Origin of the sequence: Pseudoalteromonas simplex (genome assembly GCF_015278155.1) — a bacterium.
GTDB lineage: Bacteria > Pseudomonadota > Gammaproteobacteria > Enterobacterales > Alteromonadaceae > Pseudoalteromonas > Pseudoalteromonas simplex.
Genome location: NZ_JADILN010000004.1, coordinates 102,926 through 127,007, shown reverse-complemented (window position 1 = coordinate 127,007; position 24,082 = coordinate 102,926). Strand labels below are relative to the sequence as shown.

22 protein-coding genes are annotated in these 24,082 nt (G+C 40.6%); 10 read left to right on the top strand and 12 right to left on the bottom strand.

All coding sequences use genetic code 11. The annotated features are described in order from the left end of the window. The first annotated feature begins 43 nt into the window (after positions 1-43). Both IRQ78_RS09890 and IRQ78_RS09885 read left to right on the top strand, forming a co-directional pair. On the top strand, positions 44-1,993 hold the full coding sequence (locus tag IRQ78_RS09890) for a sensor histidine kinase (protein WP_194441974.1): 1,950 nt from the start codon (positions 44-46) through the stop codon (positions 1,991-1,993). A 19-nt stretch (positions 1,994-2,012) separates the two neighbouring features. Further along, on the top strand, positions 2,013-3,140 hold the full coding sequence (locus IRQ78_RS09885; RefSeq protein ID WP_166338790.1) for a response regulator: 1,128 nt from the start codon (positions 2,013-2,015) through the stop codon (positions 3,138-3,140). 16 nt (positions 3,141-3,156) lie between these two features. Here the strand turns inward: IRQ78_RS09885 and queG are convergent, their stop codons facing one another. From queG to IRQ78_RS09850, 7 genes are all read right to left on the bottom strand, one after another. Further along, positions 3,157-4,290 carry a tRNA epoxyqueuosine(34) reductase QueG gene (queG, locus tag IRQ78_RS09880; RefSeq protein WP_194442232.1) on the bottom strand — a complete coding sequence of 378 codons (1,134 nt, stop codon included), beginning with the start codon at positions 4,288-4,290 and terminating at the stop codon, positions 3,157-3,159. Between the two features lie 71 nt (positions 4,291-4,361). Beyond that, a complete protein-coding gene (locus IRQ78_RS09875) occupies positions 4,362-5,579 on the bottom strand; it encodes a methyl-accepting chemotaxis protein (RefSeq protein ID WP_054552885.1) in 1,218 nt (405 codons plus the stop codon). 84 nt (positions 5,580-5,663) lie between these two features. Continuing rightward, complete coding sequence (locus IRQ78_RS09870; protein WP_054552711.1) at positions 5,664-6,362, bottom strand: glycerophosphodiester phosphodiesterase; 699 nt, start codon at positions 6,360-6,362, stop codon at positions 5,664-5,666. After that, positions 6,359-7,225 carry a DMT family transporter gene (locus tag IRQ78_RS09865; RefSeq protein WP_194441972.1) on the bottom strand — a complete coding sequence of 289 codons (867 nt, stop codon included), beginning with the start codon at positions 7,223-7,225 and terminating at the stop codon, positions 6,359-6,361. Before IRQ78_RS09865 ends, IRQ78_RS09870 begins: the two co-directional genes overlap by 4 nt. Positions 7,226-7,312: 87 nt before the next feature. Next, positions 7,313-8,839: a polyamine aminopropyltransferase gene (locus IRQ78_RS09860; protein WP_323741541.1), complete on the bottom strand. Its 1,527-nt coding sequence runs from the start codon at positions 8,837-8,839 to the stop codon at positions 7,313-7,315. Then, positions 8,829-9,647 carry a hypothetical protein gene (locus IRQ78_RS09855; protein ID WP_054561029.1) on the bottom strand — a complete coding sequence of 273 codons (819 nt, stop codon included), beginning with the start codon at positions 9,645-9,647 and terminating at the stop codon, positions 8,829-8,831. The genes IRQ78_RS09860 and IRQ78_RS09855 overlap by 11 nt, the downstream gene beginning before the upstream one ends. 20 nt (positions 9,648-9,667) lie before the next feature. Beyond that, complete coding sequence (locus IRQ78_RS09850) at positions 9,668-10,516, bottom strand: DUF350 domain-containing protein (protein WP_194441970.1); 849 nt, start codon at positions 10,514-10,516, stop codon at positions 9,668-9,670. 242 nt (positions 10,517-10,758) lie between these two features. On the opposite strand from IRQ78_RS09850, the gene IRQ78_RS09845 reads away from it, so the two are divergent. The 5 genes from IRQ78_RS09845 to rlmB all read left to right on the top strand — a co-directional run bounded on the left by IRQ78_RS09845 (position 10,759) and on the right by rlmB (position 16,594). Further along, a complete protein-coding gene (locus IRQ78_RS09845; RefSeq protein ID WP_194441968.1) occupies positions 10,759-11,463 on the top strand; it encodes a tetratricopeptide repeat protein in 705 nt (234 codons plus the stop codon). A gap of 74 nt (positions 11,464-11,537) precedes the next feature. Beyond that, positions 11,538-12,623, top strand: a complete 1,086-nt coding sequence (locus IRQ78_RS09840) for a sensor histidine kinase (protein WP_194441966.1) — start codon at positions 11,538-11,540, stop codon at positions 12,621-12,623. Next, on the top strand, positions 12,620-13,222 hold the full coding sequence (locus IRQ78_RS09835) for a response regulator transcription factor (protein ID WP_194441963.1): 603 nt from the start codon (positions 12,620-12,622) through the stop codon (positions 13,220-13,222). The genes IRQ78_RS09840 and IRQ78_RS09835 overlap by 4 nt, the downstream gene beginning before the upstream one ends. Positions 13,223-13,367: 145 nt before the next feature. Then, positions 13,368-15,851 carry a ribonuclease R gene (rnr, locus tag IRQ78_RS09830; protein WP_194441961.1) on the top strand — a complete coding sequence of 828 codons (2,484 nt, stop codon included), beginning with the start codon at positions 13,368-13,370 and terminating at the stop codon, positions 15,849-15,851. After that, positions 15,848-16,594: a 23S rRNA (guanosine(2251)-2'-O)-methyltransferase RlmB gene (gene rlmB, locus IRQ78_RS09825; protein ID WP_194441959.1), complete on the top strand. Its 747-nt coding sequence runs from the start codon at positions 15,848-15,850 to the stop codon at positions 16,592-16,594. The genes rnr and rlmB overlap by 4 nt, the downstream gene beginning before the upstream one ends. 67 nt (positions 16,595-16,661) lie before the next feature. Here the strand turns inward: rlmB and IRQ78_RS09820 are convergent, their stop codons facing one another. Then, the gene (locus tag IRQ78_RS09820) at positions 16,662-17,588 is read right to left on the bottom strand and encodes a manganese-dependent inorganic pyrophosphatase (RefSeq protein ID WP_194441958.1); all 927 of its coding nucleotides are present in this window, start codon (positions 17,586-17,588) and stop codon (positions 16,662-16,664) included. Positions 17,589-17,739: 151 nt separating this feature from the next. Here IRQ78_RS09820 and IRQ78_RS09815 point away from each other — a divergent pair, with 151 nt between their 5' ends. Both IRQ78_RS09815 and mutM read left to right on the top strand, forming a co-directional pair. Further along, positions 17,740-18,231: a hypothetical protein gene (locus tag IRQ78_RS09815; RefSeq protein ID WP_194441955.1), complete on the top strand. Its 492-nt coding sequence runs from the start codon at positions 17,740-17,742 to the stop codon at positions 18,229-18,231. An 11-nt stretch (positions 18,232-18,242) separates the two neighbouring features. After that, positions 18,243-19,052, top strand: a complete 810-nt coding sequence (gene mutM / locus IRQ78_RS09810) for a bifunctional DNA-formamidopyrimidine glycosylase/DNA-(apurinic or apyrimidinic site) lyase (protein ID WP_194441953.1) — start codon at positions 18,243-18,245, stop codon at positions 19,050-19,052. Between the two features lie 33 nt (positions 19,053-19,085). Here mutM and IRQ78_RS09805 read toward each other — a convergent pair whose 3' ends face one another. From IRQ78_RS09805 to IRQ78_RS09790, 4 genes are read right to left on the bottom strand one after another with little or no spacing between them, the layout of a single operon-like run. After that, positions 19,086-19,574 carry a DUF3299 domain-containing protein gene (locus tag IRQ78_RS09805; protein WP_194441951.1) on the bottom strand — a complete coding sequence of 163 codons (489 nt, stop codon included), beginning with the start codon at positions 19,572-19,574 and terminating at the stop codon, positions 19,086-19,088. Positions 19,575-19,582: 8 nt separating this feature from the next. Continuing rightward, the gene (locus IRQ78_RS09800) at positions 19,583-20,881 is read right to left on the bottom strand and encodes an ABC transporter permease (RefSeq protein ID WP_194441949.1); all 1,299 of its coding nucleotides are present in this window, start codon (positions 20,879-20,881) and stop codon (positions 19,583-19,585) included. After that, complete coding sequence (locus IRQ78_RS09795; protein WP_194441947.1) at positions 20,868-21,566, bottom strand: ABC transporter ATP-binding protein; 699 nt, start codon at positions 21,564-21,566, stop codon at positions 20,868-20,870. Before IRQ78_RS09795 ends, IRQ78_RS09800 begins: the two co-directional genes overlap by 14 nt. Before the next feature lie 16 nt (positions 21,567-21,582). Continuing rightward, positions 21,583-22,656, bottom strand: coding sequence for a CDP-glycerol glycerophosphotransferase family protein (locus IRQ78_RS09790; RefSeq protein ID WP_228482591.1), 1,074 nt, complete (start codon positions 22,654-22,656; stop codon positions 21,583-21,585). A 217-nt stretch (positions 22,657-22,873) separates the two neighbouring features. On the opposite strand from IRQ78_RS09790, the gene IRQ78_RS09785 reads away from it, so the two are divergent. After that, positions 22,874-23,980, top strand: coding sequence for a phosphoribosylaminoimidazolesuccinocarboxamide synthase (locus tag IRQ78_RS09785; RefSeq protein WP_138598860.1), 1,107 nt, complete (start codon positions 22,874-22,876; stop codon positions 23,978-23,980). Positions 23,981-24,082 lie beyond the last annotated feature (102 nt).

The window sequence follows — 24,082 nt, the reverse complement described above, 5'->3', positions numbered from 1 at the left end:
GGTGCGAAAAATATTAATAGTTGATAGTAATAGTGTACTTGCGATGCGTGTAAAAGTTCTACTCGAGCTTATCGGTTGCGAAGTTGAGCTATTACACTTTTCAATGATAGATGATACCGTTCTAAAACAGCAATATGATCTCGTTGCTGCTTCACATGGGGTGCCAACAAGTATCATTGAAGAACTAATGAATGACTTTTCTCAAGAGCATTTCTTATTACTCGCACCGAAAGCACAACGCAGTGACTTACTTGAACATTTTAGTGAAATTAACCGTCTCTTACCTAATGCCGTTGTTATATACCCTTTTTTCGCAAATAAAGAGATAAGCACGCTTCTAGAGGGAATATTAGAATTAGACAGCGACAATATCCTCAAACTTCCTACTGTATTGCTCGTTGATCATTGTCCCGACCGGTTACAAAAAATAGCGCAAAACTTAAAGGGCGCGCATATCAAAACCATCACCGCTGATAACATGAGCTTTGCAATGGAGTTAATTCATGAGCATGCAATTGATTTATTGATTAGTGATTTTACTTTTGAAGATGGAACAGGGCTTGAATTGTTTATAAAGCTGAAGTCGTTGCAGCCTGAAAGTCGTTGTTTATTGTATACCTCAAAGCCTGATCAAGTTTCCATGGTTGCTGCCATTCGTCAGGGTGTTGAAGATGTTTTGATCAAACCGATTGATGATAATGGTTTATTGCAATCAGTTCATAAACTATGGCAAACAGAGCTTCTCAAACGCCATAATTCAGAACTTGTTGAAAGACTTCAGAGTACCGTTGATGCGCTTATAGAAAAGGACAGTTTATTAAGAGTTATTTTTAAGCATACTCCCGACGCTATTATTTTATTTGAACGATGCGGAAAGGTAATCGAAACCAACGATGCCTGTGAACAATTATTTGATAAACAGCACCATGAATTTGAAAGCTGTTCGGTATTTGATTTTTTTGATGAGCCTTCAATAACACGTATTAAAGAAAAAATTACGACGCTAAGTAAAAACCGCCAATTTAGCTGTGATCTAAGAATGCTTAAAAAAGATGGCAATGATATTCCATTAGTGGGATCGTTTAATGAAATAGATCATCACGGCGAGATTGCGTTAGCGGGGATCTTTAAAAACGTTACACACTTAAAAGAAAAGGAAGATTTGCTACTTGAAGCAAAAGATTTGCTTGAAGAAGAGGTAAAAGCGCGAACAGCTCAACTAGAGCACGCAAAAGATGTGGCTGAAGCTGCAAACTTAAGTAAGTCTGAATTTTTAGCGAATATGTCTCATGAACTCAGAACGCCAATGCATTCAATCTTAAGTTTTGCTCGTTTTGGACTTGATAAAGTTGCCAACAATGATCTGAGTAAAGACAAGTTAAATAAGTATTTATCGCGTATAGAACAAAGTGGTGAGCGCTTATTGTCACTGCTTAATAACTTGCTTGATCTTTCAAAACTGGATGTTGGTAAATTTCCCTTTAATCCACAAAAGCATAACCTTAGCAGTATTATAAAAACCAGTATTGATGATGTCTCAGGGACTGCTCTTGAGAGAAATATTGCTATTCGTTTAATTGGCTTTGAGAAAAGTATTTTGCTCGATTGTGACGAAGAGCAGATAAACCAAATAATGCGCAACTTGCTTGGTAATGCACTTAAATTTAGTGAACCTGCCAGTGAGATAGATATTCAGCTAACTATGAATAATGAAATGGCTGAAATATCAGTAATAGATCGTGGTATAGGAATTCCAGAGTCTGAACTTGAGAAAATTTTTGCGAAATTTGAGCAAAGTAGTAAAACCAATAGTGGTGCTGGAGGTACAGGACTTGGTTTAGCTATTTGTCGTGAATTTGTAGCCTTACATCAAGGAACGATTACGGCAAGAAATAATGAATATGGAGGTGCAACTATTTTAGTAAAGCTTCCATTGAGGATAGATCTACCTCAACACTTAGCGAATGAAGATAGATCTGTAAAGTTAAATTAATAAAACGGAAGTGTTAGACATGGCCTTAAAGAGAATTTTAGCCGTCGATGATGAACCATTTAACTTAGAAATAATTGAAGAGATTCTTGAAGAGCTCGACTTTGAACTGAAAATGGTCAGTAGCGGTCCAGAGTGTTTGGCAGTAGTTGAAGAGTTTGATCCTCAGGTTATTCTGCTTGATGTGAGTATGCCACAAATGAGTGGTTATGATGTTTGTCGAAAACTAAAAGAGAATCCAAATACCGAGAAAATAATCGTTATGTTTGTTTCAGCAAGAGGAACGGTTGAAGAGCGTATGGAAGGCTATTCAGTCGGAGCTGAGGACTATATAGTTAAACCATTCGGGCATGAAGAATTAAAGCTTAAACTGCAGCACTTACATCAAGTATTGATAGAAAAAGAATCGCTAGAGCAACAAGTTGAAGATGCGACTTCAACAGCATTTAATGCCATGGCGAACAGCAGTGAAATGGGGCAAATAGTCAACTATATCGAGCATATAGGTGCTATTGAAGATGAGCAAGAGCTGGGTAAGGCTCTGCTTAACTGTCTAAGCTCATTTGATTTACAAAGCAATGTTGAGTTTCGCTTAGAGTCTGGCATTGAGCACTTTTCAATTTCGGGCATGTGTTCGCCAATCGTTATTGAGTTATTTGAAATGCTCAAAAATAAAGGCCGACTCCATGAATTTTCGAATCGAATTTTAGTCAATTACGAAATGATCAGCTTACTAATCTTAAATATGCCAGACCAAGACCCTGATAAGCATGGCCGAATTCGGGATCATATTTGCTTTTTAGTCAGTGTTACAGAACAGCAGCTTAAAGCGATCATCACAAAAAAAGAATTGCTCAGACAACAGCAACAACTTAATGATGCTGTAGGTAAAGTTCACAGCAAGTTTTCGGGACTCATCGAACTTCTAAATGAAAATCGTGTAAATAACGAGGCTGTATTTAAGCAGCTTCAAGAAGACTTAGAACGACGTATACCAACCATGGGCTTAGATGAGGACCAAGAGGTTTTTATCTATCAAAAGGTCGACGAAACCATTCAAAACTCTGTTGCACGTGAAGAGTCAGTTCAGGGAGTAAAAGCGGCATTCAAAGAGATTGAAAATGATTTATCGCAATTATTAAAGCAGTAAGTTACAACTTAAGCTATCAAGCATCTCTGGGCAGCCCTTTTTCAACAATGCGAATTAAGCGCGCAGTTTTACGAAGCTTTAACTGGCGCTTATTTTTTTGCTGCTCAAGCGCCCACTCGATATGCTCAGCGACCAAAGCTGTAGCGGTTGTTAACCTTTGCGCTAAAGCCTCAATTATCTGCTCATTGTAATCAGCGTTACCTAATCCGACAGCGAGGTTCCTTAACCAGCGCTCGTGACCAATGCGGCGTATAGGGCTGCCTTCAGTATTTTTTAGAAAGGTTGCCTCATCCCAAGCAAATAAGGTCAGTAAGTCTTGATCTTTAAGTTGTTTTCTTGGGTGAAAGTCAGCTTCATCGGTGAGCTGACCATAGCGATTCCATGGGCACACTAACTGACAGTCATCACAGCCATAAACGCGATTACCTAACAGTGGGCGATACTCTTCTGGAATCGCGCCTTGCAGTTCAATCGTAAGGTAAGATATACATTTGCGGGCATCAACTACATAAGGCTCGACAATCGCGCCGGTTGGGCAAAGTGTCATACAGGCAACGCATTTACCACAGCCTTCAAAGCTATTTTCTTCATCAATAGGCAGGGGGATATCAACAAACAGTTCACCTAAGAAAAACCAAGAGCCTGCTTCTTTATTGATTAGCAAACTGTTTTTACCACGCCAGCCTAAGCCTGCTTTTTCGGCTAGTTGTCTTTCAAGCACGGGGGCTGAATCAACAAAGGGACGAAAACCTAGCAGGCCTATATGCTGCTCTATTTGTTGGCCTAATTTTTTTAGGCGGTTGCGAATTAATTTATGATAGTCACGACCTAATGCATAGCGACTGATGTACGCTTTATCTGTTTGCTTGAGGTTCTTAGCAAAGCTTGCATCAGGCGGTAGGTAGTTCATTTTTACTGAGATGACTCGTTGCGTGCCAGATACCAGCTCTGCGGGGCGCGCTCGCTTCATACCATGGGCTGCCATGTATTCCATCTCACCGTGATAGCCTAAATCTAACCAGCGCTGTAGCTGCGCTTCATGTTTCGTAAGGTCAATATCTGTGATCCCGACTTCTGCAAAGCCAAGGTCTTTACCCCATTGCTTTATTTGCAGTGCGAGTTGTTCATAATCAATAGCGGGTGTTGTCACGGTCAATAAAAAAGTAGCCAAGAAGCGGCTACTTTAACATAGTTTGACTCAGAGCAGCAGTTAAAAGCCGATTACACAAAGCGTTTTAGCTGCTCTTGGGTTTGTTGGCTCAGTTTGTGTGATTGCTGGCAGTCAGCGAGTGATTCATCAATCTGCTGTTTAGCTTGCTCACCCAGAGCAACTATTTGCTCAACAGTTTGATGAGTGTGGGTTTGGGTTTGCTCAAGTAAATGCACCGCACTAACAATCTGCTGTAGTTGTTGTTGGTTTTGCTCAAATTCGCTAAGCATATTGCTAAAGCCTGTAGAGGTATTGCTAATCGCTGTTTCAGCTTCACTCGAGTGGCTAATTAGTTGCTCAGATTCTTTATTGGTTTCGCTAACAAGACTATTCATTTGATTAATAAAATCAGTTATTTGGCGGGTTGCGTCGTTTACTTTAACCGATAGTGATCTAACTTCATCGGCAACCACGGCAAAGCCTCTGCCAGCTTCACCTGCACGTGCCGCTTCAATTGCAGCATTCAGTGCAAGTAAATTGGTTTGGTCAGAAAACTCTTCTACCATTTTTAAAATGGCGCGAATGTTCTCGCTGTTTTCTTTTAGGCCAGACACCGTTGCAGAAAAGTTACCTAAAATTTGGCTAATCATCGCGACCTTTTTAACTAATGCTGATAACTCAGTGGCTGAGTGTTTTACAAAGTTTAAGTGCTCACTATTAACATGGTGCACGCTATCAGTGTTCGCTGAGATATTCTCAAGGCTTGAAGTTATTTGGTTACTCGAATCAGTAATGGTTTGGCTAAACTTGATTTGCTGGTGGCTCATTTCTGCGGTTTGCTGCATTGAATGAGTCATCTTTGAACTACTATCTGCACTGGCTTGTGCACTTTGGTATGTGGTGGCTAATAGATTTGCTAAATGAACTGTAAAGGTATTGTACTGCTCACTTAAATCACGAAATTCATCGTAGGTAAAATGCGGTAACTTGGCAGATAAATCTGCATCATGACGGTTGATTTGCTCAAGTGTATCGCGCATTGCTTGCACTGGGCGCACAATCAAAAAGCGCATGTAGAAAATAGTAAAAATAAAGCTCGCGATGATAACAAAGGTCATTAACCAAAATAGTCCCATACCAGCTTGTTGCTCTGACAGGCTGCTATAAAGCCAGATCAAAGTAATGGCCTGAAACGCAAATACAAAACCTAAATTACCGACAATCTTACGTGTAAGAGTGTAAAAGAAAGTTTGTTCGATAAAATTATAAATGCGCATATAGCTACTCATTAAGGTGTTGTGTTGATTCATTTTGGCGTAATTTTTTATTATTCAATGTCACATAATTCAACAGTATAGCTTAGTTTTGTTGAGTTACAGTGACTGCAGTGTCATTTGTGTATGACACGGAAAATTAGTAAAAATACCATCTACGCCATACTCTAGCATTAATTCGATATCTTCCACTTTATCGACCGTGTAAGCATAAACTTGAAGGCCGCGTTGTTTTGCGTCAGCAACAAACTCATGGTTTATAAAGTTTTTATCTACATGAATGCTATAGGCATGCAGTTTTTGCGCAAACTCGCTGTAATTAATTGGGATAGAAGCGGTAAGTGCACCAATCTTTACCCACGGCAGTTTTTGCTTTAGCCACATCAGTTGGTGGTGATCAAATGAAGAGACTAACAGGTTATCCCGAGATATTTTCCCTGCACTGACATTTGACTCAATAAGCTCTACAAACTTGTCTAACGAAAAAGTATGTTTAAGCTCTAAATTAAGTAAAGTTTTATTACCAACCCAATCGATTGCCTGTTGTAAAGTGGGCACGCATTCGCCATTGCCTGCATCGTATTGTTGAATTTGCTCTTTTGAGCAGGCGTTTACTTTACCGCGACCTGAAGTTGTACGATCAAGCCAAGTGTCGTGAATAATCATGTAATCATCAAGGCAGCTTTGCACATCAATTTCGATGCCATCTACTGCTAAATCAACAGCGGCGATAATGGCGCTTTGAGTATTTTCTGGGTAGGTACCACTGGCACCTCTGTGAGCGAATACTTTCATCATTGCTTATACCTACGAGTCACTGACCATGTTTCATAAAAAGCGGCGCTAATAACTAGTGCGCCACCAATAAGAGTGCTAATTGAAGGTTGCTCATGCAAAATTAAAAAAGCGAAAAACGTACCGTATAAAGGCTGCAAACACGATATTAAACCAGCGGTTGAAGCTGATAAGTTTTTTAGGCTTGCTGCAAACAGTGAATGCGGTGCTGCTGTAAAAATAACCCCTACAGTAATTAATAGCAGCCAATTTATTGTATCAACTTGTAATGGCGGTACCTCGACAAAGGCACACTGCATAATGCAGGCGATCCAAGTTTGGTAAAGCATGGTTTGTGGGCCGCTATATTGGCTAAAGTAACGCTTATGAACGATATTTCGAAACGCAAAAAAGAACGCAGACAAAATACCAATAGCAATACCGAGGGTGACATCATTGCCTAAGCTGGCATCAGGAATAAGTAAATAAATACCAAGCATCACCACCAAGGCGCTAAAAATATCTTTGAGCTGTGGTTTACTGCCATGAAATAAAGGCTCTAAAAATACCGTGATAACAGGGTAAGTAAAAAAGGCAATCATACCGACTGCAATACCTGCTAGTTGCATACCTGCGAAGTAGGTGAGCCAATGTATTCCAACAGTGACGCCAAGTAACAAGGCTATAAGGTAGTCACGACGCGAGTGAAGCTTAATCGCTTTGTGTTGAATTGTAAGTAAGATCAGTAAGGCACAGCCAGCAATTGCTGTTCGGTAAACGGTAATATCTAATGCACTTAGGCTGACTAGTTTAGCGAATAATGCAGTCCCCCCAAATAGGAGTACTGCAATATGTAAGTATATTAGGCTCTGTTTGTGCGCCTGCATTACAAACCTTGTTATTGTTGTTATTAACTATCTTTGTAACGGTAATCCTTTACTTTGTAAACTCCCCAAATGGGCTAATCCATTCGTTTAGTTCCAATATTTCCATCCCTGCAAGTAATAGTGCAGCACATTAGGCTCATCAAGCGTCGATACTTTTTCATTGTTAGCGCTAATATCCGGGGTAAAAATGAACAATTGTGCGTCATTTTCTGGGCGGTAAAAGCGGGTTTTAACCGGTAATACTTGTTGGTTACTACACATCAAGTTGCAAGCCATAACAAATCCCCATTCGCCAAAAGAGGGCACATTCAAATGGTAAGGCAAGGTGTGCGCAAAGCCTGCTGCACTGAGCGTATTATTGATAGACCAAAATGCGTGTTTCGCAAAAAATGGGCTGGTGGCCTGGGTCACTACAATACCGTTATTTGGTAATCGTGTTTTTACTAGTTGATAAAACTGCTGACTGTAAAGCCGTGCTAAATTGATTGCTTTTGGATCAGGTAAATCAATAAAAATAATATCGAACAGCTGTTCGCTTTGCTCAATAAACACATAAGCATCTTGATGAATAACCGTCACTTTAGGGTCACTGAGTGAGTGCTTGTTAAGAGTTGTCAGGTTGTGATTAGTTTGCGCAAGCCTAGCTACTGCAGGGTCTAAATCGACTATAGTAACAGACTCAATTTGCGGGTATTTCAAAAGCTCTCTGGCCGCCAAGCCATCGCCACCACCTAAAATTAGAATACGTTTTGCATTACCATGGCGCACCATAGCGGGATGAATAAGCGCTTCGTGATAGCGATACTCATCAATCGATGAAAATTGCAAGCCACCGTTTAAATAAAGCCGAATATCATCTTTATGACGAGTGAGTACAATTTGCTGATAGGGCGTTTGCTCTGAGTGTACAACACGGTCATCGTAGATTTGGCTTTGCCAAAGATGGGTGAGCTGTTTACTCGCAAATAAACAAAGCACCAATATTAAGCTAACTAAAACAAGCGTGAGCCTAAGCACTTTTCGACGATTTGGGCTGATATGGTCGATAAAGTACCACAGCAATAACAGCGCAATACTTAGATTCATTAAGCCAAAACTTAACGCTGTTTTAAAAACCCCAAGCCAAGGTAAAAATAGAAAAGGAAACAGTAAAGTCGCGAGCAGGGCGCCAAAGTAGTCAATAGATAACACATTGGCGAGGTTTGCTTTTAGCGCATAATGTTTTTCCATTAGGCGACTTAACAGCGGTATTTCTAAGCCAATCAAAATCCCTATTAGCGTGGTGAGTAAAATACTAATTGCTTGCAGCGGTAAACCAAACGCATAACAGAAATACAGCAAGGGCACACTCAAACCACCGAGTAACGCGAGCGCTAACTCAAAACCAATAAAATAAGCTAGCAATGGTTTATCAGGCACAAAACGCGAAAAATAAGAGCCAACTCCCATTGCTGCCATATAGACGCCAATTGTTAGGGAAAATTGGGTGATACTATCACCCAAAAAGTAGGCTCCAGTGGTTGCGATCAGTAGCTCATAGATAATTGAGCAAAGGCCAGCAACAAAAATACTAAACAGTAAAATGTGGCTTTCGCGAATTGACTTATTTACCACCAGGGCCGCCTCGTGAACGGAAACCTGCACTACCAATACTTTGCTCACGTAATTGTTTATCAACGCTTATCGTGAGGTGGTGATAGGAGTAAACTTGCCAATCTTGCTCTTTGTCACCTTTGCTATATGCCAAGAAGGAAAAGAAGAGCACGGGTGCTAAAAACAGTAACACAATAGGCCAAACTGAGATGCGCGATTCCATTGCTTTTATAGCTTCTGGGTTTAACTTATTAATTGGTTTATAAGTAATATCAGAGCCTTCACGCTCAGCTTCTAAACGATGCAGCATTACAAATAGCGCTACACCGCCGATGAAACCAGAAATCCATAACAGCGGTAGCATGAAATTACTGTTACCTTTGATTGGAATAATACGAAACGTATAACTAAAATGTTCGGCACGCTTATTTGGGCCAAACGTACTACTGACGTAGGCGCTATATTGTCCCTTCTTAGGGAAGTGGACATCGTGATGAGTATAATCACGGTACTCAGTCCATTTACCATCTGAATCGTGTCCGGTTTCGGCCCAAAGTTCATCAGAGTAACTAAATAAGTAGTTACCATCAGGGTCAAAAATTTCGATATCAATGGCTTTCCATGAGTTTAAAGGCAGTCTGCCTTTAATTTCTAAGCGCATCATTTGGCCATCTTCTGGCACTGTAAATAGGTAAGGTTTGTCTTGTCCGTCGTAGTCTTTAAAGTTGCCATATTGGCCACTAATAAGTGGCGCTTGTAGATCTGCACGTATCACTAAGCAAACAACAAATGTGATAGCGGCAATAATAAAAAGCTTATAGATGTTCATCCATTACTCCATAAATAAGCTTAAATAGCGATAGTGATGATAACAGCAACACAGATTGCAATGCTGCTTTCAATAACCGCTACGGCGGTGTTTTTGTCGTACATTGCTTGGTCGAGTGAAATTTTGCTAAAGATAATTTTATCAACGAGGTAACGCACAATTGGTAAAATTAAAAAGCCAAATAATGCGTCAATAAAGAATAAGCTTAAGCTTTGTTGCCAAGTATGAAAGCCACCAATGAGCGCATGACACAAGATAATAGCTAGCGCCAACATGGTGCCAGAAAAGCTAAGCGCTACGGCTTTGTTACCTTTTTCGAGCTGTTCGTGAAGATTAAAAGCAGTGAGGTGATCATAGCCTTTGGCAAAAATGATCAGCATTAGTTGCCCTAAAAAATAAAACACAATGGCCGATAACCAGCTGCCTTCGCCGGTTAATGCACCACCAATGATCAGCGCTGCAGCCATATAGTTTGCCGCTTGTACTAAGCCTACGGCCTCGTTTTGTTGGTTAATTAATTGCTCTTGGTTACAGAACAAACGCAGCAGTAACTTGTCATTCAAAATACGTGAGCAGGTTAGCAGTACCATACCTAATACACTGTACAGAGATACATTCATCAAATCGCTTAGCAAACCTTGACTAGGCCCAGCTAAAACAAAGCCATAAATAATGGTAATTGCCCCTAAATAGCCACCAATAGATAAACCTAAGGCACTGTTGGCATTATCGGTTAACTGGCTGGTGGTGTTATAAGGGGTTGCTAAGTTATACGACAGTTTTGCAACGGCTATGATCGCAATGAATAGACCAATATAGGCGCTGTTATAGGCCATCGTTGCGAGGTAATGGGTTAAGTTAATATCCATATAATTATGTTAGCTTGTTGTTATTTTCCGAAAATATTAACACAGAGTGTTTGTTGCAAAGAATATCAACGCTTCATTTTTGGCAGAATTAATTAATTTCTTAAAAGTTTCATAGCTTTTTTATGACAATTGTCATGATGTATTGCTTACAAATGTCGTTAAAAACTCATTCTTTTCTAAGTAACACTATACCTGTACCGATACATGTCGGTTTGTCATTCATTAATATAAAGGGTATAGCTATGAATCTAATTACTAAAAATATTTACGCGTTATTCGCTGCGGCAATTATATTTAACACAAATTACGTATTTGCTGAACAAAGTACTATAGATAGTATTGAACTTGCATCTCAACAGCATAACTTGTCAGAACTTACCGAAATAGCAAAAAATGCAGCAGGGTATGATGCAGCGCTTGTGAATTATCGCCTTGCTATTGCACATAATATCATGGGTGAAACTGAAAAAGCGCTTGCCTTACTTGATATTGCACAAGCAGCGCTTTTAGACGATAAACTTGACGCAGATAAAAGTGAGGCAAACGCATTGCTTGCTCAAGTGTATGGTTATCGTATTTCTATTAAACCTATTACAGGTTTTTACTACGGCATTAAATCGAACAATGCGTTAAATAATGCGGTGCAAATTGACAAAAGTAATCCTCGTGCTCATCTAGTTAAAGGTATAATTGCTTTAAACACACCTAGCATGTTTGGTGGCAGTAAACAGCAAGCGCTAAGCTCATTGAATGCGTCTCTTATTCACTATCAAAATGATAATAATGATGGTTATAAATGGGGGCAGGCGGAAGCATATGTCTGGCGTGGGTTAACATATCTAGCACTAAATGATGTGCAAAAAGCAGTGCAAGATTGGCAAACATCACTTGACCTTGCACCAAACTATACATGGCCTAAGATTTTGATAAATAACAATAAGCAGTAACTAATCGTGGGCAGCCATATGCTGCCCAAGTTTAGATAAAATTAAAAAAAGCCAAAAAATGGGATTGAGCATAAATGAAAAGTGACAGTTTTAGACAAAGCTTAGCAATTGAAAAAAAGCCTTACTGGGTCTGGGGGCCACTTGTTTTTTCAAGTTTTTATTTTTTACCGTTGATTCTAAGTTTTGAGCAATTCGCAGCTTTAGATATTTTTATTATAGTTATGATATATATAACTTTTATTTTTTACTATGTTAAAGCTGCTAATGCAAAAGGTGAAGACGCCCTCATTCCTGTGTCTATAATTGTTATTATTGCAACTTTTGGTACATATTTAACTCTTGGAACACAAACTTTATTTGGCTTTGCTTGCTATTTTTTTGGGTTCAACTTTAGACAAAAAAAAGGCGTTTTAGGGCTAGTTGCTGTTGCTTTGAGTATTTTTCTCGCGGTGTATTTATTTGATTTGAATAATCCATATTTTATTGCGCCAGCACTCATCATCAGCATTGCACTTTATTTTATGGGACGTGCTGAGAGGCGTGAACGAATACATCAGTTAAGTGAACAAAAAAGTCAATATCAAATAGAACAGTTGGCAATGATTGCTGAACGTGAGCGCATTGCACGAGACCTTCATGATTTAGCTGGCCACAGTCTATCGTCGATTGCTCTAAAAGCAGAGCTAGCCGAAAAGTTAATTGTTAATGATAACGTTGAGCAAGCACAGAGTGAAATAAAGCAAGTGGCGGCCATTAGCCGAGATTTACTCAGTGATATTCGTAAAGCAGTAACAAATATGAAACAGTTTAACCTCACTAAACAGTTAGAGTTTTTGCAAGAAGAGCTAACACAAAATGGCTTTAATGTAATAGTAAACAATGAATTAACAAACTTATCGACAGCAACACAAAAAACCGTATCGCTTATTGTTACTGAGGCTTGCACTAATATTTTAAGGCATAGTAAAGGGAATGAAGTTTTAATTGATATTAGTAAGGAACTAATATCAATTAAGGATAACGGAATAGTAACCACATTTAAAAGTGGCAATGGCATTAATGGCATTAAGCAGCGTACTGAAGCACTTGGCGGAGAGCTTATTGTGGAAAATAAAAAAGGGTTTAACCTGACTATGAATTTTCGAGCGAATTTAGCATGATTAATTTACTCATTGTTGAAGATCAGCAAATGGTTAGGGAAGCAATTAGTGCGCTTGTTGGACTTGATCCATTTATTAATGTCGTTGGGCAAGCAGAGGATGGCAAAGCTGCACTTAAATTTATTGAACAAAATAAGATCGATATGGTGTTATCAGATATTGAAATGCCCAATATGTCAGGCATCGAATTGGTAGAAATACTGAGTAAGCGCCATTCTGATATTAAAACCATGATAATAACTACATTTTCAAAAGCAGGTTACATAAAACGTGCTATGAAAGCAGATGTTCGCGCCTTTATTTTAAAGGAAGCGCCATCAGAGCATTTAATTAATGCAATAAAATCAGTCAATCAAGGCCGAAGAGTCATTGATCCCGAACTTGCTTTACTTGCATTATCTGACACTGATCCATTGACTAATAAAGAACGCAAAGCATTAAAATTAGCCGCTGATGGCTTAAAAACTCAAGATATTGCAAAAACATTGTTTTTATCAGAAGGGACGGTTAGAAATTATCTTTCAGAAGCAATGAGTAAACTAAATGCGGTAAACCGAGTAGATGCTGCTCGCATAGCAAGACAAAAAGGGTGGTTATAAGGTCCTTAATTTTGCTATTAAATTATTGAGCAATTTGAGTGCGAAAACAGGTTTAATCAATTTCTTAAAAGTTTCATAGCTTTTGCCTGTCTCATTGTTAGGTTATGGGTTAAAATAACAACATAACCAACTAACAAGATAGTGAATGTCAAAACAGGATCCAAATCTCAGTCGAGAACAAGAAAAGTACGAAAACCCCGTCCCTAGCCGTGAGTTTATACTTACTCACTTAGAATCTCGTGCCAAACCAGCAAACTTCACACAACTTTGTGACGAATTACATGTGAATGATACAGAACGTCAAATTGCGTTCAAACGTCGTTTACGTGCTATGGAGCGCGATGGTCAACTGTATTTCAATAAGTTTAAATGCTACGCATTGATTGATGAATCAGGCTTGGTTAAAGGCAAGGTCATTGGTCATCGTGACGGATTCGGCTTTTTAGAAGTTGAAGGTGAGAGTAAAGATTGGTTTATCGCCAAACACCAAATGAATATGGTGTTGCACGGTGACATTGTGCTTGCTAAAGGCAATCGCAAAGGATCTAGCGGCAAATGCGAAGCACGTATCATTAAGGTCTTAACCAATGAACGTGCACCGATAGTTGGCCGCTATTTTGTTGAGCATGGTATTGCAGTTGTTGTGGCTGAAGACCCACGCATAACGCAAGACATTATGATACTACCGGGTAGTGAAAATGGCGCGCGCCACAACCAAATGGTGCAGGTGCAAATTACCCAAAACCCTAGCCGACATATGAATGCGGTAGGTAAAGTCACTGAGGTACTAGGTGAGCACTTAGCACCGGGTATGGAAATTGAAGTTGCACTACGCAATCACGATATTCCTCATGTGTGGCCTGAAGCGGTTGAAAAGCAAGTTGCTCATTTAGGTGAGTTTGTTGATGAGCAAGCAAAGCAAGGTCGTGTTGATTTACGTGACTTACCGCTAGTTACAATCGACGGTGAAGATGCCCGTGACTTTGATGATGCCGTTTATTGTGAGCGCAAGCCTTCAGGTGGTTGGCGTTTATGGGTGGCCATTGCCGATGTGTCGCACTATGTAGGAATGAACACGCCTCTGAATAAAGAAGCGATCGAGCGTGGTAACTCAGTGTACTTCCCTGAGCAAGTTATTCCGATGCTGCCAAAAGTGTTATCGAATGGCCTATGCTCATTAAACCCGAAAGTTGACCGCTTGTGTATGGTTGCTGAGATGACAGTATCAGAAGCAGGTAAGTTGTCTGGGTATAAATTTTACGAAGCGGTGATGAATTCACACGCTCGTTTTACTTACACGAAAGTGAATGCGATTTTACAAGGCGATGAAAAGCTGCGTGAAGAATATGCCGAGATGGTGCGACATTTAACTGACTTACAGCAAATGTATATGGCACTCAAAGCTGCTCGCCAAGAGCGTGGTGCGATTGAGTTTGAAACCTTAGAAACGCGTTTTGTGTTTAATGCACACCGTAAGATTGAATCAATCGTGCCAGTGGTTCGCAATGATGCACACAAACTTATCGAAGAGTGCATGATTTTAGCGAACGTATCGGCAGCCCGATTATTAGAAAAGCACGAGGCAAGTGCGCTTTATCGTGTGCATGATGAGCCGGATGCTGAAAAGCTTGGTTTCTTCAGAAACTTTTTATCAGAGCTGGGTATCGAAACCGCGATTTCTGATGAGCCAACACCAAAAGAAATCACTCACGTGTTAACTAAATTAGGCGACCGCCCAGAAGCTGAGCTTATTCAAACCATGTTGCTTCGTTCAATGAAGCAAGCGGTGTATCAGCCAGATAACATTGGCCACTTTGGTTTAGCTTTACCGGCGTATGCCCACTTTACGTCGCCTATTCGTCGTTATCCTGATTTAGTGGTGCACCGTGCAATTAAAGCGGTACTTAAAGCGCAAGGTCAGCAAACATCGGGTGAGTATGCCTACACTGATGACGAAGTTGATATTTTAGGTGAGCAGTGCTCAACCACTGAACGCCGTGCTGATGATGCGACTCGTGAAGTCGCAGATTGGCTTAAATGTGAATTTATGCAAGACCATGTTGGTGACGAATTTGGTGGGGTGATCTCATCGGTAACTAACTTTGGTCTATTTGTACGCTTAGATGATTTACAAATCGACGGTATGATCCATGTAACTAACCTAGGCAATGAGTACTTCCATTACGATGGTGCTAAGCATTGCTTGATTGGTGAACAAACACACACCGTTTATCGTTTAGGCGATAAATTAACGGTTCAGGTGTCATCTGTCAGTCTTGATGAGCGACGCATAAACTTAGTGTTAGCAGGTGAAGCGCAACAAGACCGTTATGCGCGTCGTCGTGGCCGTAGTGCCCCTGCAAAACCAAGTGTTCGTGCCCAGCTTAAAGCAGGTAAAATTCCTGGTAAAAAAGCGCAGTCAGGCAGCTTTGAGGCAAAATCAGGCGACAAAGAGAATGAAAAACGTGGCAAGTCTTCACCTTCTAAAGGACGTAAAAAGCCTAATAGTAAACAAGCTGATGCTGTAAAAGCAGGCAAAAAGAAGAGTAAGAAAAAAGCCACCAAAAAGGCAAAAAGACCGGGTAAGAATGCCCGTAAACGTAATGGCCGAGGAGCAAATAATACGTGAGTAATGAATTAATTTTTGGTTTTCACTCAGTTGAAGCAATATTAGCAAAAGAGCCTGAGCGCTTTTTAGAAATATACGCTTTAAAAGGACGTGAAGATAAACGCTTAAACCCGGTTATTGACCAAGCACGTAAATTCGGTATTTCGGTACAATTTATGCAGCGTAAAGCGCTTGATAATAAAGCCGACGGTGAGCAGCACCAAGGCATTATTGCCAATGTAAAAGCAGCCCGTATGTATAACGAGAAAGATCTAGATGAGATCATTGCCCGTGAGGAAACGCCTTTCTTACTGGTACTTGATGGCATAACTGATCCGCATAACTTAGGGGCGTGTTTACGTAGTGCTGATGCTGCAGGTGTGCACGCGATTATCGTTCCTAAAGATAAATCAGCAAAACTCAATGGTACAGCGCGTAAAGTAGCATGTGGTGCGGCAGAAACAGTACCACTGGTACAAGTCACTAATCTGGCACGCACATTACGCGAAATTAAAGACGCAGGTGTTTGGGTTGTCGGCACTGCAGGTGAAACAGATACTGAGTTATTCGATGCAAATCTAACAGGGCCAATGGCGATTGTTATGGGTGCAGAAGGGGATGGTATGCGCCGTCTTACACGTGAGCATTGTGATTTATTAGTTAAAATCCCAATGGCTGGTACGGTATCTAGCTTAAATGTGTCAGTTGCGACGGGGATTTGTTTATTTGAAGTGTTACGCCAGCGTAATGCAACGCAAATCTAACTACCGCAAAATTCCAGACACAAAAAAGCCGATGTAACATCGGCTTTTTTGTATCTATTTCGTAAGATTAGATCTTTGCGAAAGCGTCTTGTAGTGGTGGTACTACTTGCTTCTTACGGCTTAATACGCCATCTAACCATACGCGACCGTCTTCTGATTTAACATCATAAGCAGCTTCGATTACAGATACGTCATCAGACGTGATTAGCATTTCTGAGCCTTCTTTCATGATATCTGTTAACAGGAGTAATACTGAGTGGCGACCGCCTTCTTCTTTAAGCTTTGCGATGTCAGCTTCAAGGTCTGCTTTGATCTCATCAAATACAGCAAGGTCGATAACTTCTAGCTGGCCAATACCTACTAGCTTACCGTTCATGTTGAAGTCTTTGAAATCACGCATTACTAAATCACGTGCAGGCGTGCCTTCAACTGCTGATTTAACCTTGAACATTTCCATGCCAAGTTCTTTGAAATCTTCGATGCCAGCGATTTCAGCAAGTGCTTCAACACATTTGATATCAGCTGTTGTACACGTTGGTGATTTAAAGATTACAGTGTCGCTTAAGATTGCGCATAACATGATGCCTGCGATATCTTTTGGAATCTCTACGTTGTAGAAGTCATACATCATTTTGATGATAGTGTTTGAACAACCCACAGGGCGGATCCAACACTCAAGTGGTGTTGATGATGTTAAGTCGCCTAGTTTGTGGTGATCAACAACACCTACAACGCGTGCTTCATCGATGTCATCAGGTGCTTGTGTTTTTTCTGTGTGGTCAACGATATAAACGTCTTCGCCTGCGTAGCTAAGTTTTAGCTCAGGTGCTTCGAAACCGAATTTATCTAGGATAAATTGTGTTTCAGGTGATACTTCACCTAAACGCGTCGGGATCGCAGGTTCATTGATCTGGTTTTTTAAGTAAGCAAGCGCAATTGCACCGCAAATTGAATCTGAATCAGGGATCTTATGACCCACTACATACATTGACATTGACGGAACTCCTTTAAATTTGGCGGATATTTTAGCAAAGTATCGACAGATTGATACATAACAGACATGAAATTTTGTTGATCAATTACAACTGCCAATTAATGTCCTTTTTGGTTACACTTTAAGATATTGAAAAATGAGGAAGATACTGATGCGTTTGAGCCGAAAAGCATGGAATAATGTGGTGATTATTTCGATGCTATTGATGATTTTTTTCTTCAATGGCCTACATAAAAAGCTCAATACACAGCCTGTTGAAGAAGGAGTGCAAGCGTTACTCCCAGAGCAAAGCTTTATTTTGGCGATGGCATTTCCAGAATTAAAAATCGAGCGTATCGGCACCTCTTGGCGTAGCCAATCATTGCAAGAAACCACATGGCAAGGCGATGAGCAGCAGCTCGAACAACTCGTTGAACTTTGGCAACATCAAAAACTGACTATTGCCAGTCTCCCTGTTAGTAAAATTTCACAGACATCGGCTGATTATGTTGCTTCAGTATGGTTAGCTGGAGAGCAGTTGCCAGCAGTGTATCAGTTGTACAACATAGATCAGCAATACTATTTATTAGATAAGCGGTTACAACGAGTATTTGAGCTTGAACAAGCTGATGCTGCTAAGCTATTTCCGTCGTACCCGTTTTAAGAGAGTCACAGATGCCTGAATTACCAGAAGTTGAAGTTAGCCGTTTGGGAATAACGCCGCATGTGCTTAACCAAACAGTGACCAAAGTAAATATTCATAACACCAGTATGCGTTGGCCTGTGCCTGATGATGTATATCAATTACAAGGACTTAAAGTTACTTCAGTGGAGCGCAGAGCTAAATATTTATTACTCGGTTGTGAGCTGGGTAGTGTTATTTTGCACTTAGGAATGTCGGGTAATTTACGGGTGGTGAGTGCTGATGAGCCACTGAAAAAGCACGACCATATCGAGTTTATTTTAGCTTCAGGTAAAGCATTAAGGCTCAACGATGCGCGTCGCTTTGGTGCCTGTTTGTGGCAAGCGCCAGGTGAATGTCATACCTTGTTAACCAAACTCGGGCCGGAGCCACTTACCGATGAGTTCGCTGCAAAGCGTGTTTACGAACAGTCTAGAAATAAAAAAGTACCGATAAAACAGTTTATTATGGATAACGCGGTGGTAGTTGGGGTGGGTAATATCTATGCCAATGAGTCGTTATTTAAGGCCGGAATTCACCCGAAACGAGAAGCCGGCAAGGTGTCTTTAAAGCGTTATCAGCAATTAGTGCCTATTATTAAAGAAACACTTGCTGCGGCTATCACGCAAGGCGGCACAACATTAAAAGATTTTGCTCAAAGTGATGGTAAGCCCGGTTATTTTGCCCAGCAATTACTGGTTTATGGTCGCAAAGGTGAGCCATGTGTAACGTGTAAAGAGCCATTAAAAGAAATTAGATTAGGGCAAAGAAGCACTGTGTACTGCTCTAATTGTCAAAAATAACAATCAAGAAGCACGCCAAGGCGTGCTTTTTCATTACAGTTCAAATGGTGCTACACCAACGGCTTTCATCTTGTAGCCTACTTGAGCAATTTCACCAGACCAGGTTTCGGTGCTGATAACGCCTGTCACGACAATCGCATCGTAGAGGCTTTCGATTGGCACGCCATCTTTAATCGTGACATGCACAATTTGATTTGGTGGCGGTGGTGGCACGTGAATACATGCACCAAAATAAGGAACCAATAAAAACTCGGTGATCACTTCGCTATCGCCTTCTAGTGGTACAACAAAGCCAGGAATACTCACAGATTGGCCATTAAGTTCTTTTACCACGGGAGCATCAAGGTCTGGTTGCACCCAGTTTTGCTCAGAGCCTTCATGGTTTGCTTGCGCTTGGGTATCGATTTGCAAATGACCTTTTGGAATTAAATCTTCCCAGAAGATTTCTTTAGGTGCGCCAGCATTAGCTCCAGCACACACAACTAATGCGACTAAAGCGATGAACTTTCGAAAAAACGGCATAACATTCCTTAAATTTTAATACTCATACCATCAGCAAGAGAGTAGAAATACGCGCGAGTTGCGGGAATTAACCCAACAATAAAGCCTGCAACCATTATCGCAGCTAAAAGCATGAGTTCATAGGATGACAATAAGGCTATATTTAGGCTTATTCCGGCATGGCTTTGCAAGTAATCTGCGCCGAGTAGCATTAAAGCATAGAATAATGCGATACCAACAATGCAGCCAAGCCCTGTAATGAGTAATGATTCGACACTGATCAAGGTGAAAATATGCCAAGGTCTTGCGCCAACAGAGCGCAAAATTGCAAGTTCTCTGCGGCGTTGATTTAAGCTTGAAAGCAGGCTAGTTAACATGCCAAGCAAACTGATCAATACCACAACAATAGAAAATAACAGCAAGATTTTTTCAACGATAGAGAGCATTTCCCAGAGTTCACGCAAAGTAACACCCGGCATGATGGCAAGCAGTGCCTCATCTTTATATTGGTTGATATTACGACGTACTTGTAAGGTATAAAGAGGTGAATCGAAACCAAGTAAAAAAGCGGTTATTTGCTTTGGTGTGCCAACTAAATCAACATCATCATGCTGGTCGTGGTCGTGGTCGTGGTCGTGGTCGTGGTCGTGGTCATTTGCATCAGCCTGAGCGGCTTCATGCTGATGGGCATGACTGCCATGAATCGCGTCTATTGCTGCAAGTGGAATATGCAGGGTTTTATCAACAGGCGTGCCCGTTGGATTTAAAATACCGACCACTTTAAATGGGTTATCGTCATGATTATGAAAACTGGTATTGCCCATGCCGTGCGCAATCACCACTTCATCACCAAGTTGATAGCCAAGGGTATTGGCAACCTCAGCCCCTAGTACAACCTCAAATAAATGATTAAACTCATGACCTTGTGAAAAGCTTAACGGCTGCTTTTTAGCAAAGCGATAGTGCTCAAAATAGTCTTTATTTGTACCAAGTACAGCTAAACCTTTATGGCTGTCGCCAAGCGACATAGGGATAGCCCATTTTACACCGCGCTGCTCAGAGATGTATTGGTAGCTTTTCCAACTCACACCATTATTAGCGTGGCCAATCCGAAATACCGAAGACAGCAGTAGTTGGATGTCACCGGTACGCGCACCGACAATTAAATCAGTACCAGAAATTGTATTGCTAAAGCTACTTTTAGCATCGACACGAACCCGCTCAATCGACATGAGTAGCATTACGCTGATAGCAATGGTAAACAGGGTGAGAAGGGCGCTGGCCTTTCGGTTTAATAAACTTTTTGTGGCGAGTTTAATGAGTAGCATCTGTGCCTCCTTGTAACTCAACAAGGCTGATACTGCGGGTAAATAGCGTTTGTAATGTTTCATCATGGCTAACAAAAATTAGCGTGCTATTTGCTGCGCTTGCCTGTTCAAATAATAATTTTACGAAGGCTTGGCGATTTTGCGTGTCGAGTGCTGAGGTAGGTTCATCTGCAATGATAATTTCAGGGCTGCCGATAAAAGCTCGCGCTGCGGCAACTCTTTGTTGCTGACCTATACTCAGCTGTGCAACGGCTTGATGTTGCAAGGCGTCGTTTAGTCCTAAAGCAGTGAGTAAGCGGCTTGCCTCCGCGGCTATTGTTGCACTATTTTTTAATGCGTTTTTTTGCCTTTGCTTTGAAAATTGGCAACCCAAAGTCACGTTTTCAATGGGCGATAAATAGGGCAGTAAATTAAAGTTTTGAAAAATATAGCCAATATGGTCGGCACGAAAACGGTCACGTTTACTATTGCTCAGTTGGTTAATCGCTTTACCAAGAAGCTGGATATTGCCTTGTGTTGGCACTGTGACACCAGCAAGCAGGGATAATAACGTTGATTTACCACAACCACTCGGACCGTGAAGAAAAACATGTTCGCCTTGATCAATATCTAGCTTAGTAATATTGATCGTCGGCTCAGGTTGTTTTGCGTGCCATTTAAAAAGCACATTTTCAAGCGTGATCATAACGACCTATGAATTGTTACCATCGCCAGTAATTTAACTCTTTGCGCATTTTAAAATTACGAATAAAATTACGTGGTTTCGGCTTAAGTGCAGGATTGCTCAATAGTAATTCATTGCTAGCAGCAAGTACACGTTGACTCGATAAGCCGTCTTGGTAAGGATGCAGTTGCTGGCAGAAGTGTTCGATTTTTGCCATTAATTCCGCAGGCTTACTCAATGCATAGTCAATTGCCTCGGCAACTTTATCTGCATCTGTAATATCAACTAAATGCTCACCAGCACCATGATTACAAAAAGTCACCACAGGTTTTCTTTGTAAGATAAACATAAGCAAAATAGACGAGGTATCACACAGCATAACATCCGCTGCTTGTAATAGTGGTAATACGTTATCAGTCTCGACAAAGGTTAGATTGTCATTTTGTAGAGCCTTGTATTGTTCAACAATCTCGCTTGGCATTTTTGGGTGAAATTGCACCAAAATTCGCCACTTGCCTTGTTCACTGTATGCTTTTATTTGTTCGTATAATTTAGGTGCAAGAGAAAGGCGCTTTGAGAAAGTCGAGCAAATCAATAAGGTTTTTCTGTTGTCATCATGATTTTTGTATGGATTGTTTTCAATCTCACTAAAGTAAGGATCGAGCGTCGGCCAGCCCGTTTCTTTTACTTTAAAGAATCCATGTTGCTGGGCAAGCTCTAAAAAAGTAGTCGTGGTTGTTGGCCCTTGAGTGCAATATAAGTCGAAGCACCCTCGAATATTAAAGTGATTATCAACACCTTTATTCATGCGCTTTCCTGAATTGAAACCATGGAAAACAGCCACTTTTTTTCCAGGGATGAAATCCGGCACCACATTCCCTGGTACATACACGATATCTGGGCGCCAGTCTTTGAGCTCATCTACTGATAATAATCGAATCTCATCTTGGTGAAGGAAGTTTGGATTTACTTCATCGCCGTACAAAAACCAGCGAACTTCGCCACCTCGGGCTAAAATCTCCCGTTGTAATGGGCGTAAGATCGCGTACGAATAGTTCTGCGAAATAAACATTAAGTATTTTTTGTTTGCGGTAGCTGCTAAGTAATCCAAGAAAACCTCCTATTGCGAGGTCGCTATTATAGCGAAATAATGTTTATGACAGCAAAATTACTGGAAGTTTAAATTTTTATGTTTTTTATCACGTCCGCAGGCTGCTGATGATAGTGCAATGATTGAGCTTTCAAGGCGTCTAGATTATTATAGGCGGCCATAACCCCAATCCCATACATGTGCTCACATGAGCATGCCAAATACTATCGGAGATAGCATGACTAGCTATAAAGTTTTAGACGTAAACGATGATTTACCGATCCGTACCAAAGGTGCGGTACACAGTGGTAAAGTGCGTTCAGTTTATTGGTTAACGGATGAAGACAGTGCTCGTTTAATTAATGAAAAAGGTTATCAAGTTCCAAAAGGAACTGAGCTAGCTATTATGGTTATTTCTGACCGTATTTCTGCGTTTGATTGTATTTGGCAAGGTGAAAACGGTTTAAATGGGGTGCCTGGTAAAGGCATCGCGCTAAACTCTGTTGCGTCTCATTGGTTTAAGTTATTTGATAAAGCAGGTCTTGCTGGTAACCATATTGTTGATATTCCACATCCATATGTATGGATTGTGCGTAAAGCAAGTACAGTAAAAGTTGAAGCCATTGCGCGCCAATATATTACTGGCAGTATGTGGCGTGACTACGCCAAAGGTACACGTAGTTTCTGTGGTATTGATTTACCAGAAGGCTTAGCTGCGAACCAAAAGTTAGATGAAGTGTTAATTACGCCATCAACGAAAGGCATTATTACCGGTGTTGCTGAGATCCCTGAAGTAGATGATGTAAATATTACCCGTGAAAATATTACGAATAACTTAGCTGTTTTTAACTTCAAATCTGAAGATGATGTCGCTAAATATGAGCAATTACTTGTTGAAGGCTTTAAGCTGATCAGTGATGAACTTGCACAGCTTGATCAAATCTTTGTCGATACTAAATTTGAATTTGGTTATGTTGAAGACATTGATGGTTCAGATAAGCTTATCTATATCGATGAAGTAGGCACACCAGACTCATCACGTATCTGGGATGGTCCAGCTTACCGTGACGGTAAAATCATTGAAAACTCAAAAGAGGGTTTCCGCCAGTTATTAATTAATAACGTGCCAGACAGCGACGTGTTATTAAATAAAGACCGTATGGGCGAGCGTGAGCAGCTTGCTAAAGACTACACCTTGCCAGAATCAGTGATGCTTGAAGTGTCTGATACCTACGTTGGCATTGCGAGTAAAATTATTGGTCAAGAAATCACTATTCCTAGTGACCCAAGAAATGAAGTAATCGCAATTTTAGATAGTGATTATGGCTTAATTAAGCACGATTAATAGGCATTTACTAATTTTATTCATAGCTAAAATGCTATTTTTAAAGCCAAGCTGTCACAAATAACATTGCTTGGCTTTTTATTACCTTCTGTACTCATTTCT

Bases quoted from the DNA above. Each gene is read 5' to 3' on its own strand.
- IRQ78_RS09885 (WP_166338790.1), top strand. From the start codon at position 2,013: ATGGCCTTAAAGAGAATTTTAGCCGTCGATGATGAACCATTTAACTTA.
- IRQ78_RS09850 (WP_194441970.1), bottom strand. From the start codon at position 10,516: ATGGATATTAACTTAACCCATTACCTCGCAACGATGGCCTATAACAGC.
- IRQ78_RS09890 (WP_194441974.1), top strand. From the start codon at position 44: ATGCGTGTAAAAGTTCTACTCGAGCTTATCGGTTGCGAAGTTGAGCTA.
- IRQ78_RS09870 (WP_054552711.1), bottom strand. From the start codon at position 6,362: ATGATGAAAGTATTCGCTCACAGAGGTGCCAGTGGTACCTACCCAGAA.
- IRQ78_RS09820 (WP_194441958.1), bottom strand. From the start codon at position 17,588: ATGTCAATGTATGTAGTGGGTCATAAGATCCCTGATTCAGATTCAATT.
- IRQ78_RS09845 (WP_194441968.1), top strand. From the start codon at position 10,759: ATGAATCTAATTACTAAAAATATTTACGCGTTATTCGCTGCGGCAATT.
- IRQ78_RS09795 (WP_194441947.1), bottom strand. From the start codon at position 21,566: ATGATCACGCTTGAAAATGTGCTTTTTAAATGGCACGCAAAACAACCT.
- IRQ78_RS09875 (WP_054552885.1), bottom strand. From the start codon at position 5,579: ATGAGTAGCTATATGCGCATTTATAATTTTATCGAACAAACTTTCTTT.
- mutM (WP_194441953.1), top strand. From the start codon at position 18,243: ATGCCTGAATTACCAGAAGTTGAAGTTAGCCGTTTGGGAATAACGCCG.
- IRQ78_RS09835 (WP_194441963.1), top strand. From the start codon at position 12,620: ATGATTAATTTACTCATTGTTGAAGATCAGCAAATGGTTAGGGAAGCA.
- IRQ78_RS09785 (WP_138598860.1), top strand. From the start codon at position 22,874: ATGACTAGCTATAAAGTTTTAGACGTAAACGATGATTTACCGATCCGT.
- IRQ78_RS09855 (WP_054561029.1), bottom strand. From the start codon at position 9,647: ATGAACATCTATAAGCTTTTTATTATTGCCGCTATCACATTTGTTGTT.
- IRQ78_RS09805 (WP_194441951.1), bottom strand. From the start codon at position 19,574: ATGCCGTTTTTTCGAAAGTTCATCGCTTTAGTCGCATTAGTTGTGTGT.
- IRQ78_RS09840 (WP_194441966.1), top strand. From the start codon at position 11,538: ATGAAAAGTGACAGTTTTAGACAAAGCTTAGCAATTGAAAAAAAGCCT.
- IRQ78_RS09800 (WP_194441949.1), bottom strand. From the start codon at position 20,881: ATGCTACTCATTAAACTCGCCACAAAAAGTTTATTAAACCGAAAGGCC.
- IRQ78_RS09815 (WP_194441955.1), top strand. From the start codon at position 17,740: ATGCGTTTGAGCCGAAAAGCATGGAATAATGTGGTGATTATTTCGATG.
- rnr (WP_194441961.1), top strand. From the start codon at position 13,368: ATGTCAAAACAGGATCCAAATCTCAGTCGAGAACAAGAAAAGTACGAA.
- IRQ78_RS09865 (WP_194441972.1), bottom strand. From the start codon at position 7,225: ATGCAGGCGCACAAACAGAGCCTAATATACTTACATATTGCAGTACTC.